This window comes from Leucobacter luti, from assembly GCF_019464495.1.
Lineage (GTDB): Bacteria > Actinomycetota > Actinomycetes > Actinomycetales > Microbacteriaceae > Leucobacter > Leucobacter luti_A.
This window is the reverse complement of record NZ_CP080492.1, coordinates 2,170,398-2,183,153: the sequence shown is the minus strand read 5'-3', so window position 1 is coordinate 2,183,153 and position 12,756 is coordinate 2,170,398. Positions and strand designations below refer to the sequence as shown.

The following is a 12,756-nucleotide window of genomic DNA, read 5'->3' as shown; positions in this document are numbered from 1 at the left end:
GCAGTGCGCTGGGCACGCCACGCAGTCGACGGCAGTCGCACAATCGAGCAATTCACGTAATTCACACGAAAGAAAGGCAGCCCATGCTTCCCGTCACGAACCCGCATCCCGAGTTCCAGATCACACGAGCGAGCCACGTCTCTCTCGGGGTCACCGATCTGGAGCGGAGCAGAGACTTCTATCGCGATGTCATTGGCCTCGTCGTGACCGCTGAGACCGACGATGTCGTCTACCTGCGCGGGCTCGAGGAGGCCGCGCACCACAGCCTGGTGCTGGAGCGCGCCGACGTGGCGCAGGCCCACCGCATCGGGCTGCGCGTGCGCACGGACGAGGACATCTTCGCTGCTGAGCGGTTCTTCACAGCGGCCGGGATCGAACACCAGCGGGTTGAGCGGGATTACCAAGGCCCGACACTGCAGTTCCGCGATCCGGTTGGCACGCTGATGGAGTTCACCTCGTCAATGGACGTGGTGGACCGCAAAATGCAGCGGTACAACGAGTTCGTCGCGGGCGCTCCACAGAGACTCGATCACTACCAGGTGGTGACGTACGACGTGCAGCGGGCGACTGAGTTCTGGACGGGGCTCGGGATGCGCATGTCGGAGTACACGGCGAAGGACGGTACTGACGAGCTGTGGGGGTCCTGGATGGAGGTCAAGGGCAATACACACGACCTCGTCTTCACGAACGGCCGCGGGCCCCGCCTGCACCACTTCGCATTCGCGGTGCCGGACGGGGCGTCGCTGCTGCACGCAGCCGATGTGGCTGGGGCACTCGGCTTCGGCGATGAGATCGACCGCGGGCCGGGCAGACACGGGATCAGCAACGCGCTGTTCCTCTATCTCCGGGATCCGGACCAACACCGCGTGGAGCTGTTCAATACGCACTACCAGTTCATCGATCTCGAAACGCCACCGATCCGGTGGGACATCAGCAATCCACGCCGTGCGCAACTCTGGGGCATGCCTGCGTCACATCGCTGGTTCTTCGAGGCGAGCGAGTTCCCGGCCGAGCCGGTACGAGATCCGCTGCTGCAGGCCTCCCCCGAAACACTCGAAACCTACCTCGGCTTGCACTAACCGCCGCGCGGCGGAGCGCCCCTCACTCACGTCTGAATAGCGTCTCGGCGAATGCGTCGCCACGAGGGTTCACCACACCTGCACGTTCGTTCGATCGATCGCCGATGATGTGCGGCCGGCCAGTGGAGCAGCGCACACCTGCGCCCAGCAGAACGGAGCACCATCGGCCGGGCTATGCACCACCGGTCGACGCCCGCACGGCGAGCTCGGGCTGGAACACGATCTGCTCGCGGGCGCGACCGCGGCCAGCCTCGGCTTCGCGCAGCAGGAGATCGACGGCGGTGGCACCGATTTCGAACGCGGGCTGACGTACCGAGGTGATCGGAACGACGGCAGAGCTCGCGAAGTCGATGTCGTCGTATCCGATGAGCGCGATGTCTTCGGGTACGCGCAGCGATCCGGTCATGACGAGCGCCTGGAGCACCCCGAGCGCGAGCAGGTCATTGGCCGCGAACACCGCGTCCGGCCGGCGATCTGGCGGCAGCAGCGCGAGCTCGTTGCCGATCCGCCGCCCCTCCAGCACGCTGAGCGCTTGCGTGGGGTATATCTCGAGCGCGGCTCCCTGTTGCGCGGCCATCACTTCGGTGACCCCGGCGAGACGATCGGACACCTGCTCGATACTGCGCGGGCCACCGACGAATGCGATCCGCGTGCGTCCGATTTCGAGGAGGTGCCGCGCCGCAATGCGCCCCCCTTCGACATCGTCCACCGACACCGAGGGGAACGACTGATCACTCGAGCCACGGTCGACGAGTACGACAGGGATCCCTCCGTCTCGGAGCCGTCGCAACTGCGACAGGTCCGTGTGCACCGGGGAGATCAGCACGCCCGCGACGCGATGTTCCTCGAACATCTCGAGCAGGCTGGACTCCCGCTCGCTCGACTCATCACTGCCGCCCATCAGCACCGTGTAGCCGTCGTCAAGTGCGCGGCTCTGCGCACCGTGCGCAACGTCCATGAAGAATGGATTTCGTGTGTCGAGCACCACGAGGCCGAAACTGTGGCTGCGCCCGGCCCTGAGCTGGCGGGCAGCATCGTTGCGCACGAATCCCAGCCGCTCGATCGCTCCGTGCACCCGGGCAATCGTGGCGGCTGCAACACGATCAGGGCGGTTGAGCACGTTCGAGACGGTGCCGACAGAGACGCCTGCCTCGCTCGCGACGTCGCGGATACTCGCTGCCATGTCGCCTCCGTCTGCCACCGTTCGGGGCCCATCCGGGCCGTGTGCGCTCCATCCTAATTCAGCAGGAACCGAAATTGAAACGCTTCAATAACGGATTGGACACGGCACATACTCTCACTTGACGCGGAAAATATTCGGGGCTTAAGCTCTGCGTAACGCGATTGAAACGATTCATTAATCGTTCATCGCTATCCATCGCGAGATGCCGCAGCTGTGGCAGAAAGCCCCGTGAGTTCAATGCAGAGATCACCTAGCCCCGAGCCCCTCCTCGAGCTCGCAGGCGTCACCAAGGCCTTCGGCGCCGTGGTCGCGCTCCGAGACGGCACGCTCGCCCTCCATCCCGGCTCGATCCACGCCCTCGTTGGCGAGAACGGGGCCGGAAAGTCCACGATCGTCAAGATCATTGCCGGTCTCTACCACCGCGATGCCGGCGTCATCCAGCTCGCAGGCGAGACGGTCGACTTCACGACCACTGCGGAAGCGAAGGCCGCCGGTATTGCGGTGATCTACCAGGAGCCAACGCTGTTCCCTGATCTCTCAGTCACCGAGAACATCTTCATGGGCCGTCAGCCACGCGGCCGTTTCGGGCGGATCGACCGGGCACGCATGCGCACCGAGACCGACACACTGTTTACCCGCTTGGGCCTCCGCATGGATCCGGATCGCACCGCAGACGGCCTCTCGATCGCCGATCAGCAGATGATCGAGATCGCGAAGGCGATCTCCCTCGACGCCCGCATTCTCATCATGGATGAGCCAACTGCCGCGCTCTCCGGTATCGAGGTCGATCGCCTCTTCACCGTTGCCCGCGCACTCCGCGACGAGGGCCGAGCGCTCGTATTCATCTCCCACCGATTCGATGAGGTCTTCGCACTCTGCGACACCATCACCGTGATGCGCGACGGAAGCTACGTCTCCACGCGCGCCATCTCCGAGACGGATCCCGACAGCGTGGTGGCTGAAATGGTCGGCCGCGAGATTACCGAGCTGTTCCCAAAGCTTGACACCACGGTCGGCGATCCGCTGCTCGAGGTCACCGGCCTCACCAGCCCCGGCGTTTTCAACGACATCAGCTTCACCGTGCGTGCCGGCGAGATCGTCGGCCTCGCGGGGCTCGTCGGCGCCGGCCGCAGCGAGGTCGCCCGCGCGATCTTCGGCGTCGACGACTACCGCAGCGGCGAAGTACGCCTCGCCGGGAAACGCGTGCGCAAAAATCAGCCGACCGCTGCCATGCGCGCCGGGCTCGCACTCGTGCCGGAGGATCGGCGCAAGCAGGGACTCGTGCTCGACGAGAGCGTGGCCCGCAACACCTCCGCCGTGATTCTCGACTCGATCGCGAAGCTCGGACTCGTCACCGCGCGCGCGGAGCAGCGGGCCGCGCGGCCGTGGTCGGAACAGCTCGAGGTCAAAACGACCGCGCTCAGCACACTCGCTGGCACGCTCTCCGGCGGCAACCAGCAGAAGGTGGTGCTCGGCAAGTGGCTCGCGACGAATCCGCGCGTCCTCATCATTGACGAGCCTACGCGCGGGATCGACGTCGGCACGAAGTCCGAGGTGCACCGCCTGCTCTCCACACTCGCAAGCGAGGGCATGGCCGTGCTCATGATCTCAAGCGAGTTGCCCGAGGTGCTCGGGATGGCGGATCGCGTCGTTGTGATGCGCGAGGGCAGGATCACCGCGACGATCGATCGAGCTGAGGCCACGCAGGAGAACGTCATGCGCGCCGCCACCCAGCACCCCACCACCCAGACGGAGCAGGCCGCATGACCACCACGATTACTGCCCCGGCGCCCCGCGTCACGTTCCAGATGGTGCTCGGTCGCCTCACTCGGGCGCGCGAGGCAAGCATCCTGCTCGCCGTGCTCATTGTCGTCGCCGCAGCGACACTCAAGAACCCCAACTTCCTGTTCTCCGTCGATGGCTACCGCGACCTCTGGCTCACGCCGTCGCTGCTGATGCTCGTCGCGGTTGGCCAGGCCGTTGTCCTCATCACCCGCAACGTCGACCTCTCGGTCGGCTCGATCCTTGGGCTCAGCGCCTACCTCACCGGCCGGCTCTTCATCGATATGCCGGGCATCCCGGTGCTCGCGGTCGTGGTGCTCGCGGTGGTCTTCGGGGGCCTCCTCGGACTCATCAACGGTGCCCTCGTGGCCTTCGCCCGCGTTCCGGCCCTCGTGATCACGCTCGGCACGATGTACGCGTTCCGCGGTATCAACGTCTGGTGGACGGGCTCGGATCGAATCAACGCCTCAGACATGCCGAAAGAATTCCTCGGCCTTGGCACCGCGCAGATCTTCACGATCCCCGTGCTCACCATCATCGCCGTGGTCGTCCTGATCGCCGTGGCGTGGTGGATGCGCAACACCCGGGCCGGCCGCGAGAACTACGCGATTGGCTCGGACCCCGATGCGGCCCAGCTCTACGGCCTTCCGGTCACACGCAGAGTCATCACCGCGTTCGTGCTCTCCGGCGCGCTTTCCGGATTCGCAGGGGTGCTCTACGCCGCACGCTACGGCACGATCAACTCGCAGGCCGGATCAGGGTGGGAGCTCGACGCGATTGGCGCTGCGGTGATCGGAGGCGTCGCGATCTTCGGCGGCGTTGGCTCCGTGTGGGGTGCCGCGATCGGCGCCCTACTGCTGCTGACTATCAACCGCGCGCTTCCCGTACTCGGGGTGCCCGACTTCTGGCAGCGCGCCGTCGTCGGCGTCCTGATCATCGGCGCGATCGTCCTCGACAGACTGCTCGCCGTACGACAACATCGAAAGCTGATCGAAGCACGGGAGACGACGCGATGAGCGCACCGGCAACCACGACCACCCCCGCCACGTCGGGGTTCCGACCGATCGCGAACTACGATCGCCCGCTGTGGCAGCGCCTACTGCTCACCCGAGAAGCCGCCATCATCGGCCTGTTCATTGTCGTTGTCATCGCAGCCTCGGCGATCGTGCCGAACTTCAGCGGTCAGATCACCATGACCTACCTGCTGCTCGACATGTTCCCGATCCTCATCATCGCGCTCCCGATGACCGCGATCATTGTGACCGGCGAGATCGACCTCTCGGTCGCGAGCGTGGTCGGATTCTCGAGCGTACTCACGGGTGTGCTGACCCAGGCGGGTGTCCCGTTCGGACTCACAATCGTGATCGCGATCGTCGCGGGGATCCTGTGCGGCGCATTCAACGGCTTTCTGATCACGGCGGTCGGCCTGCCGTCGCTCGCAGTGACAATCGGCACGCTGGCGCTCTACCGCGGCCTCGCCGTCGGCTTGCTCGGCACCACGGCGGTCACGGACTTCCCGGAGTTTTGGACCGGGCTCGCCAAGGCGAAGATCGGCTCGACCGGGATCCCCGTCGTCATGATCCTGTTCGTGCTCCTCGCGGCAGCATTCGCGATCCTGCTCCACTTCACCCGCTTCGGCAGGGGCGTATTCGCGATTGGCCTGTCCCCGGAGGCTGCGCGCTTCTCGGGCGTCAACGTCGCGCGCACGAAGCTGCTGCTCTTCGCACTCAGCGGCGCGGTGGCGGCGCTCGCGGGGATCTACTACACGCTGCGCTACGGCAGCGCTCGCGGCGATAACGCAACCGGGATGGAGATGCAGGTCATCGCTGCCGTGCTGCTCGGCGGCGTCTCAATCTTCGGCGGACGCGGGGCACTGCACGGCGTGATCGCCGGCGTCTTGCTGATCGGCGTGCTTGCGAGCGCGCTGCGTCTCGCGAATGTCACCTCGGACGTGATCAACATCATCACCGGCGTCCTGCTCATCGCCGCGGTCGTCTCCTCCAGCGTGTTCGCCGCGTTCAAGAACCGGCGCAGATCTGGCCCGAAGCTGAGGCTCGCCGGCACCCCGGGCACCGGTGCCATCTCCGTCGCCGGATCGTCCGCGCCCCGCCCTGGCGCAGGATCCTGAGCTGGATCCCGCGTACCCGCAGTCCTCATCCGTTCCAACACCGCACTCACCACCTCCCCGCACCGCGGGATCTGAAAGGAAACGAACAATGTGGTTCTCACGAAATAAGAAGGCCGGCGCACTCGTCGCCATTGCGGCAAGTGCCGCGCTCCTCCTCTCCGGCTGCTCGGGCGGCACCGACTCGGCCGACGGCGGATCAGGCGATGCCGGCGGATCAGGCGAGAGTGTCAGCGTGACGTTCCTGCCGAAGAACCTCGGCAACCCGTACTTCGATACCTCAAGCAAGGGCGGCAAGGCCGCAGTCGAGGCGTTCGGCGGCACCTTCAACGAGGTCGGGCCTGCAGAGGCCACCCCTGACGCGCAGGTCAGCTTCATCAACACCGCCACACAGCAGGGCGTGGACGCGCTCGCCGTCTCGGCGAACGATCCGAAGGCGATCTGTGACGCACTGAACGAGGCGCGCGACGCCGGGATCAAGGTCGTCACCTTCGACTCCGACACCAACACCGACTGCCGCGATCTCTTCGTGAACCAGGCAGACGCCGCCGGTATCGCCAAGGTGCAGGTGGACATGATCGCTGAGCAGATCGGCGACGAGGGTCAGATCGCCGTGCTCTCCGCTGCGGCAAACGCGACGAACCAGAACGCCTGGATCGACATGATGAAAGAAGAGCTGAAGGCGAGCCACCCGAAGATCGAGCTCGTCGAGGTCGTGTACGGCGACGACGACGACCAGATGTCCTTCGATAAGACCGCTGCCCTGCTGCAGACCTACCCGGAGCTCAAGGGCATCGTTTCCCCCACCACCGTCGGCATCGCCGCCGCGGCCCGCTACCTCTCCACTTCAGATGCCAAGGGCAAGGTTGCGCTGACCGGACTCGGCACCCCGAACCAGATGCGCGAATACGTCGAAGACGGCACGGTCACCGAGTTCGCGCTGTGGAACCCGGAGGAGCTCGGCTACCTCACCGCATACGCGGCAGACGCGCTCGTCGCTGGCGATATCACCGGCGCAGAGGGAGATACCTTCGATGCGGGCGACCTCGGCGAGTACACCGTCGGCAAGGACGGCGTCGTGCTGCTGGGTGATCCGTACCGCTTCAACACAGAGAACATCGGCGACTTCGACTTCTAAGTCGAATCCCACCGCTGCTGGATCCCGGGCACGGGCCGCGAACCGAATCAAGATCGCGGGCACCGATCCGGATCCGGGATCCAGCAGCACCGCACCTCTGCACCACCGTTCCACCCCGCCAGCCCACCGCACACCCCAGGGAGAACCGATGCGCGTCTGCTTCGAAATGCGAGTCAAGCCTGAGCGGCTCGCTGAGTACACGCGCCGGCACACTGCGGTATGGCCGGAGATGCTGTCGGCGATCCGCGACGCCGGGCGTCGCAACTACTCGCTATTCCTCCGCGCAGACGGCCTCCTGATCGGCGTCTACGACACCGATGACGATGAGGCGGCGCAACGCGCGCTAGCCGCCGACCCGCGCACCGAGCGCTGGGAGGCCGAAATGTCAGACTTCTTCATCGCTTCTTCCGGTCGCCCAGATCAAGAAGCCCCCAGACTCCCCGAGGTATTCAACCTCGAAGACCAACTCGCCCGCACGCAGCAGGGCCCGGATCGCGCGTAAGCGCGGGACACGATAGAAGGCACAGATCATGAGCACGCAGCTGACCCCAGAGCACTTCAGCACCCTCGCGCAGCAGGCCATCGAGGTCCCCTCGTGGGCGTACGGCAACTCGGGGACGCGCTTCAAAGTGTTCTCGACGCCTGGCACTCCACGAAACCCGTTCGAAAAGATCGCCGACGCTGCTGAGGTGCACCGGGTCACCGGCCTCGCGCCCCGCGTCGCACTCCACATCCCATGGGACGTCGTCGAGGACTACTCGGCCCTCCGCGCACACGCTGAAGATCTGGGGGTCGGGCTCGGTACAGTCAATTCGAACACGTTCCAGGATGAGGACTACAAGTTCGGTGGACTCACCCACGTGGATCCCACAATCCGGCGCAAGGCGATCGACCACCATCTGCGCTGCATCGACGTGATGGACGCTACGGGTTCGCGCGACCTCAAGCTGTGGCTGGCTGATGGGTCGAACTACCCTGGCCAGGTCGACATGCGAGGCCGCCAGGATCGGCTGCAGGAGTCGCTGCAGGAGATCTACGCGCGCCTCACTGGCGAACAGCGGCTCGTGCTTGAGTACAAATTCTTCGAACCGGCGTTCTACCACACCGATGTACCAGACTGGGGCACCTCCTACGCGCAGGTCACGGCGCTGGGCGAGCGAGCACTCGTCTGCCTCGACACCGGACACCACGCGCCCGGCACGAACATCGAGTTCATCGTGATGCAGCTGCTGCGCCTCGGCAAGCTCGGCGCTTTCGATTTCAACAGCCGCTTCTATGCCGATGACGACCTCATCGTCGGCGCTGCCGACCCGTTCCAGCTGTTCCGCATCATCGCCGAGGTGGTGCGCGGCGGCGGGCTGAACAATCCGGACGTCGCGTTCATGCTCGACCAGTGCCACAACATCGAAGACAAGATCCCTGGCCAGATCCGCTCCGTGCTCAATGTGCAAGAGATGACGGCGCGTGCACTCCTGCTCGACCGCGCCGCGCTCGCCACCGCCGAGGCATCAGGCGATGTGCTCGGCGCCAACGCCGTCTACATGGACGCGTTCTATACGGATGTGCGCCCGGCGCTCGCCGAGTGGCGCGAGTCGCGCGGGCTGCCCGCTGATCCGATGGCGGCCTACGCGGCGTCCGGCTACCAGCAGCGCATCACCGCCGATCGCGTCGGCGGGGCTCAGGCGAGCTGGGGAGCGTAGCGGGCGCAGGGCAGGGCGATGTGTCCCAGTTGGCTGCTTCCCGCACTGGGAAGCAGCCCACTGGGACACATCGCTGGAAGCATGGGGCCTTGAACCGCTTAGCGCCGGTGCTCGTTGAGCTCGCTCAGCACGCTGAAGTGCGCCGCGCGTTCAGCGTACGCAACCGTCTTTTCCGCATCGGGCGCAAACGTGGCCTGCAGCTCACGTCCAAGCGAGCGCACGGCGTCGAGCGTAATCACGCCCGTCGCGAAGCCAGCGAGCACTGCTGCACCCTGGGCGGCACCGTGGCCACTGGCCGGCCGTTCCACACGCACGCCGAGCACGTCGGCTTTGATCTGCGACCAGGCGCGCGAGGAGGATCCGCCACCCGTGGTAACTACACGGTCGATCAAGAACCCCGCCCCCGTCATCGTGCTGACATCTCTCGCGAGCGCGAATGCGTTCCCTTCCATCGCGGCGAGCATCAACTCTGAACCGGTGGTGGCGAGCGAGATCCCATCGATGACCCCGCGTGCATGCGGATTCCAGTTCGGAGTGCGCTCGCCGGCAAGGCTCGTGACCATCGTCAGTCCGCCAGGCCGCGGCAGCGCGAGCAGCGCAGCGTCATCACGCAGATCCGATTCTGCAGACAGATTGTTCACCCAGTCGACCGTCGCCCCAGCCGTCACCTGGGCGGTAATCAGTAGGTCGACGTCGGGCACGCAGTGCCGAGTGTGGATGAAACCTGGAATTCGAGTGCCGCGCGGCACCGCGAGGATTGTGACGCTGGAAAAACCGGTCATGTCGACGAGTGGATCACCGACCTCGAAGATGCCGGCCTCGAGCGCTGAACCTATCGAGTCAATGCCCCCCGCGACCACCTGCGCACCCGCGGTAATCCCGGTCACACGTGCGGCTTCCGCGGTGATCGTCCCTACGACCGCGGCCGCTGGCACGATCTGCGGCAGGTAGGCGAGCGCGGGCTCCGCGGCGAGCAGAGCAGCATCAAAAGCACTCTCCTCGTCGTCGAACCCCTGCATCAGCGCTGCAGTTGTGTCGTCCAGCACCGCGACTCCGGTGAGCAGGCGCACAATGAACCCATTGGCCGAAAGCACGTGCTGCGCAGCCGCGAGCGCTTCCGGCCGGTGTGCAGCAAGCCATGGCAGCTTCGCAGTGCCGAAGTACGGATCGGCCCCATTGCGGGAGTTCGGCACAAGCTCAGCGATCCGCGCGGCCTCAGCGCTTGCGCGGCGGTCGAGCCAGGTCAACGCAGACGAAGTCGGTGCACCATGGGCGTCCACGGGCACGAAGGTTGGCGCCTGGGCGGTCACCGCGACCGCCAGGACGGTACGCTCGGCAACAACGCGCTGGGTAAGCTCGCAAACCGCGTCCCACCACGCGGTCGCGTCTTGCTCGGCAGCGGCACCATTCGTCGCGGTCGGGTACCGCTTCGAAGCGTCTGCCACGAGCGTGCCGGTGAGATCGGTCGCGACAACCTTGACCGAACTGGTGCCAACATCGATCCCTAGTAGTAGCTCACTCATGTCTGTCGTCCTCCGTGGTCGAAGCATCATCGCTGATGATGCGGTGTAGCGTGCAGACTTGAGCAGGCTATCGCTGCGCGAGCCCTGCACCCGGCCACGCGGGCCCGGGTGCAGCAACGAGTGGATGGAGTAGCGCCTCACCTGCGAGGAAACGGCGGATCTCTTCTGCGACGCCGTCTGCCGCGCGGTTTGCTGTTTCTCGGCTCGCACCGGCAATGTGCGGTGTCAGCACAATATCGTGCCCTGCTGCGGCCAGGGCGAACAGCCGATGGCTAAAGTCGACGGGTTCTTCCGGGTACACGTCAAATGCCGCGCCGGCGAGCTGGCCACGCTCCACGGCATCTGCCACCGCGTCATAGTCGACGAGTCCGCCACGGGCAGCGTTGACCAGACGGCTCCCGTGACGCATCAGTGCGAGCCGCTCGGCGTTCACCATGTGCGTTGTCTCCTCGGTCAGTCGCGCGTGCACGGAGACGAGATCCGACTCGGCAAAGACCTGCTCGACGCTCTCGGCCTTACGCACTCCCGATCCCAGCGCGCCCGGCTGCAGATACGGATCAAACACCAACACATCGGCTCCCATTGCCGCGAACACGCTGGCGACGTGTCCCCCAACGGCGCCCGCCCCAAGGAGCCCAATGGTGGAACCCTTGACCTCGCCCCCCACCTCGTCGAGCCGGTAGAACTCGCCGCGCCACTCGTGTGCAAGCAGCGTGTTGTGGGAGAGCGGGATCCTGCGCAGCAGCGCAAGTGCGAGCCCGATCGTCATCTCAGCGGTGGAGATGCCGTTCCTCCCCGGCACATTCGCGACGGCGATGCCCCGAGTGCGGGCCGCCTCAAGGTTGACGTTCGTGGGGCCCCCACGAGAGACCGCAATAAGCCGCAGCTCTGGACTCGCAGCGAGCACCCGATCGGTGATCGGGGCAAGCTGCGTCGCAATCGCAGTGACGCCGGTGAGGGCTTCAATCAACTGCTCCTCGGTACCGGAAGCCTCATTAACTTCGGCAACGCGCCCGAAGGGCGCATCTGGCCAGGGGAACTCGATTTCGCGGATGTCCGCCGCGCGACCTGCGAGCGCCCGCTCGATCGATTTTCTCAGGTGGGCAGACCGTATGAATCGGTCTCCTGCAGCAAGAATGTGTGTCATGTGGTGTGTCCTCGACTCTCGCGTCTCATGACGAGACCGCGCTGGCAGTGGCGAGGTGGCACGGACCTCCGGTCGGTCCGCACCACCCGACGACGAATTAGTTCGCGAACGTCTCCTCGAAGTACTCCTGAGCGTTGCTCTTGTCGATGACGGTGACTGGCATGTACTGGTCTTTCTCGACGTTTTCACCGGCGAGCAGATCGGAGGTGATGTCGATCAAAGTGCGGCCGTGGGCTTTGCCACCGCCGAGGCTAATCGAGCTCTTCTGCGGATCGCCCTTCAGAATGTTCTGGATCTCGATCTCGGTGGCGTCGATACCGAACAATCCGAAGGAATCGAAGTCGGTGATTCCGCTGGCCTTCACGCCCTCGTTGCCGCCCTGTGCGCCGCCACCGCCGATCGTCGCGATCATCTTCAGATCAGGGTTCGCCTGCAGGAAGTTCTCGGCGTTGGTGACCCCTTCCTCAGCGGTGAGCGCGGAGTTTGTTGCGACAAGCTTTGCGTTCGGAGCGGTCGCGGCAACGGCTTCCTTGATGCCGTTGGCTCGGTCAATGATCTCCGGGAACGTCGGAAGGTCCATGAGTGCCCATTCAACGACCTTCTCGTCGCCGTAGTTCTCGGTGATCCACTTTCCTGCGGCCTCACCGTTCGCGTAGCCGGTCTCGTAGGCGTCAACGAGGTACTGAGCGTCGTAATTGTCGAGCACCTGCGTGTAGCCAACCACCTTGATGCCGGCATCCTGCGCCTTCTTCGTTGCAGCCTCAAGCGATTTCGAGTCGACGGCACAGATGATGATCGCGTCGACGCCCTGCTGAATGAAATTCTCGATCTGGGTGACTTGGGTTGCAGCGTCGCTCTTTGCATCGACGTAGTTCACCGCGACGCCCTCTTCGGCGCCGTAGCGCTGCGCCTCTTGTACCAGCTCGGCCCACACCGGGTTCGAGAGGTCGGAGAACGTCACCCCAACGGTGTGCTCGGTTGCCGCAGGAGCGGAGGTGGTACCACCTGTGCTGCACGCAGCGAGGCCGAGCAGCAGTGCTCCAGTAGCCGCAATTGAAATGAGCTTCTTCATGATGTTC

11 protein-coding genes are annotated in these 12,756 nt (G+C 65.1%); 7 read left to right on the top strand and 4 right to left on the bottom strand.

Features of this window, described 5'->3' with window-relative positions; translation table 11 throughout:
* Window positions 1-83 precede the first annotated feature (83 nt).
* Window positions 84-1,079, top strand: coding sequence for a 3,4-dihydroxyphenylacetate 2,3-dioxygenase (gene hpaD / locus K1X41_RS09840; protein WP_220174483.1), 996 nt, complete (start codon window positions 84-86; stop codon window positions 1,077-1,079).
* Between the two features lie 172 nt (window positions 1,080-1,251).
* On the opposite strand, the gene K1X41_RS09835 is transcribed toward hpaD, so the two are convergent.
* Window positions 1,252-2,262, bottom strand: a complete 1,011-nt coding sequence (locus tag K1X41_RS09835; protein ID WP_220174482.1) for a LacI family DNA-binding transcriptional regulator — start codon at window positions 2,260-2,262, stop codon at window positions 1,252-1,254.
* 237 nt (window positions 2,263-2,499) lie between these two features.
* Between K1X41_RS09835 and K1X41_RS09830 the strand changes: the two genes are divergently transcribed.
* From K1X41_RS09830 to rhaI, 6 genes are all read left to right on the top strand, one after another.
* Complete coding sequence (locus K1X41_RS09830) at window positions 2,500-4,029, top strand: sugar ABC transporter ATP-binding protein (protein ID WP_220174481.1); 1,530 nt, start codon at window positions 2,500-2,502, stop codon at window positions 4,027-4,029.
* The gene (locus K1X41_RS09825; RefSeq protein ID WP_132205347.1) at window positions 4,026-5,060 is read left to right on the top strand and encodes an ABC transporter permease; all 1,035 of its coding nucleotides are present in this window, start codon (window positions 4,026-4,028) and stop codon (window positions 5,058-5,060) included. Before K1X41_RS09830 ends, K1X41_RS09825 begins: the two co-directional genes overlap by 4 nt.
* Entirely contained in the window at window positions 5,057-6,172 is a 1,116-nt protein-coding gene (locus tag K1X41_RS09820; protein ID WP_220174480.1) for an ABC transporter permease, read from the top strand. The genes K1X41_RS09825 and K1X41_RS09820 overlap by 4 nt, the downstream gene beginning before the upstream one ends.
* An 88-nt stretch (window positions 6,173-6,260) precedes the next feature.
* The gene (gene rhaS / locus K1X41_RS09815; RefSeq protein WP_220174479.1) at window positions 6,261-7,307 is read left to right on the top strand and encodes a rhamnose ABC transporter substrate-binding protein; all 1,047 of its coding nucleotides are present in this window, start codon (window positions 6,261-6,263) and stop codon (window positions 7,305-7,307) included.
* Window positions 7,308-7,455: 148 nt separating this feature from the next.
* The gene (locus K1X41_RS09810) at window positions 7,456-7,809 is read left to right on the top strand and encodes an L-rhamnose mutarotase (RefSeq protein WP_220174478.1); all 354 of its coding nucleotides are present in this window, start codon (window positions 7,456-7,458) and stop codon (window positions 7,807-7,809) included.
* Window positions 7,810-7,837: 28 nt separating this feature from the next.
* A complete protein-coding gene (gene rhaI, locus K1X41_RS09805; RefSeq protein ID WP_132205355.1) occupies window positions 7,838-9,007 on the top strand; it encodes an L-rhamnose isomerase in 1,170 nt (389 codons plus the stop codon).
* Window positions 9,008-9,105: 98 nt separating this feature from the next.
* Here the strand turns inward: rhaI and K1X41_RS09800 are convergent, their stop codons facing one another.
* The 3 genes from K1X41_RS09800 to K1X41_RS09790 form a co-directional block, all read right to left on the bottom strand.
* Entirely contained in the window at window positions 9,106-10,530 is a 1,425-nt protein-coding gene (locus K1X41_RS09800; protein WP_220174477.1) for a xylulokinase, read from the bottom strand.
* 67 nt (window positions 10,531-10,597) lie between these two features.
* Window positions 10,598-11,677, bottom strand: coding sequence for an NAD(P)-dependent oxidoreductase (locus K1X41_RS09795; protein WP_220174476.1), 1,080 nt, complete (start codon window positions 11,675-11,677; stop codon window positions 10,598-10,600).
* Window positions 11,678-11,774: 97 nt separating this feature from the next.
* A complete protein-coding gene (locus K1X41_RS09790) occupies window positions 11,775-12,749 on the bottom strand; it encodes a sugar ABC transporter substrate-binding protein (RefSeq protein ID WP_220174475.1) in 975 nt (324 codons plus the stop codon).
* Window positions 12,750-12,756: the final 7 nt, after the last annotated feature.

Bases quoted from the DNA above. Each gene is read 5' to 3' on its own strand.
- hpaD (WP_220174483.1), top strand. From the start codon at position 84: ATGCTTCCCGTCACGAACCCGCATCCCGAGTTCCAGATCACACGAGCG.
- K1X41_RS09835 (WP_220174482.1), bottom strand. From the start codon at position 2,262: ATGGCAGCGAGTATCCGCGACGTCGCGAGCGAGGCAGGCGTCTCTGTC.
- K1X41_RS09830 (WP_220174481.1), top strand. From the start codon at position 2,500: ATGCAGAGATCACCTAGCCCCGAGCCCCTCCTCGAGCTCGCAGGCGTC.
- K1X41_RS09825 (WP_132205347.1), top strand. From the start codon at position 4,026: ATGACCACCACGATTACTGCCCCGGCGCCCCGCGTCACGTTCCAGATG.
- K1X41_RS09820 (WP_220174480.1), top strand. From the start codon at position 5,057: ATGAGCGCACCGGCAACCACGACCACCCCCGCCACGTCGGGGTTCCGA.
- rhaS (WP_220174479.1), top strand. From the start codon at position 6,261: ATGTGGTTCTCACGAAATAAGAAGGCCGGCGCACTCGTCGCCATTGCG.
- K1X41_RS09810 (WP_220174478.1), top strand. From the start codon at position 7,456: ATGCGCGTCTGCTTCGAAATGCGAGTCAAGCCTGAGCGGCTCGCTGAG.
- rhaI (WP_132205355.1), top strand. From the start codon at position 7,838: ATGAGCACGCAGCTGACCCCAGAGCACTTCAGCACCCTCGCGCAGCAG.
- K1X41_RS09800 (WP_220174477.1), bottom strand. From the start codon at position 10,530: ATGAGTGAGCTACTACTAGGGATCGATGTTGGCACCAGTTCGGTCAAG.
- K1X41_RS09795 (WP_220174476.1), bottom strand. From the start codon at position 11,677: ATGACACACATTCTTGCTGCAGGAGACCGATTCATACGGTCTGCCCAC.
- K1X41_RS09790 (WP_220174475.1), bottom strand. From the start codon at position 12,749: ATGAAGAAGCTCATTTCAATTGCGGCTACTGGAGCACTGCTGCTCGGC.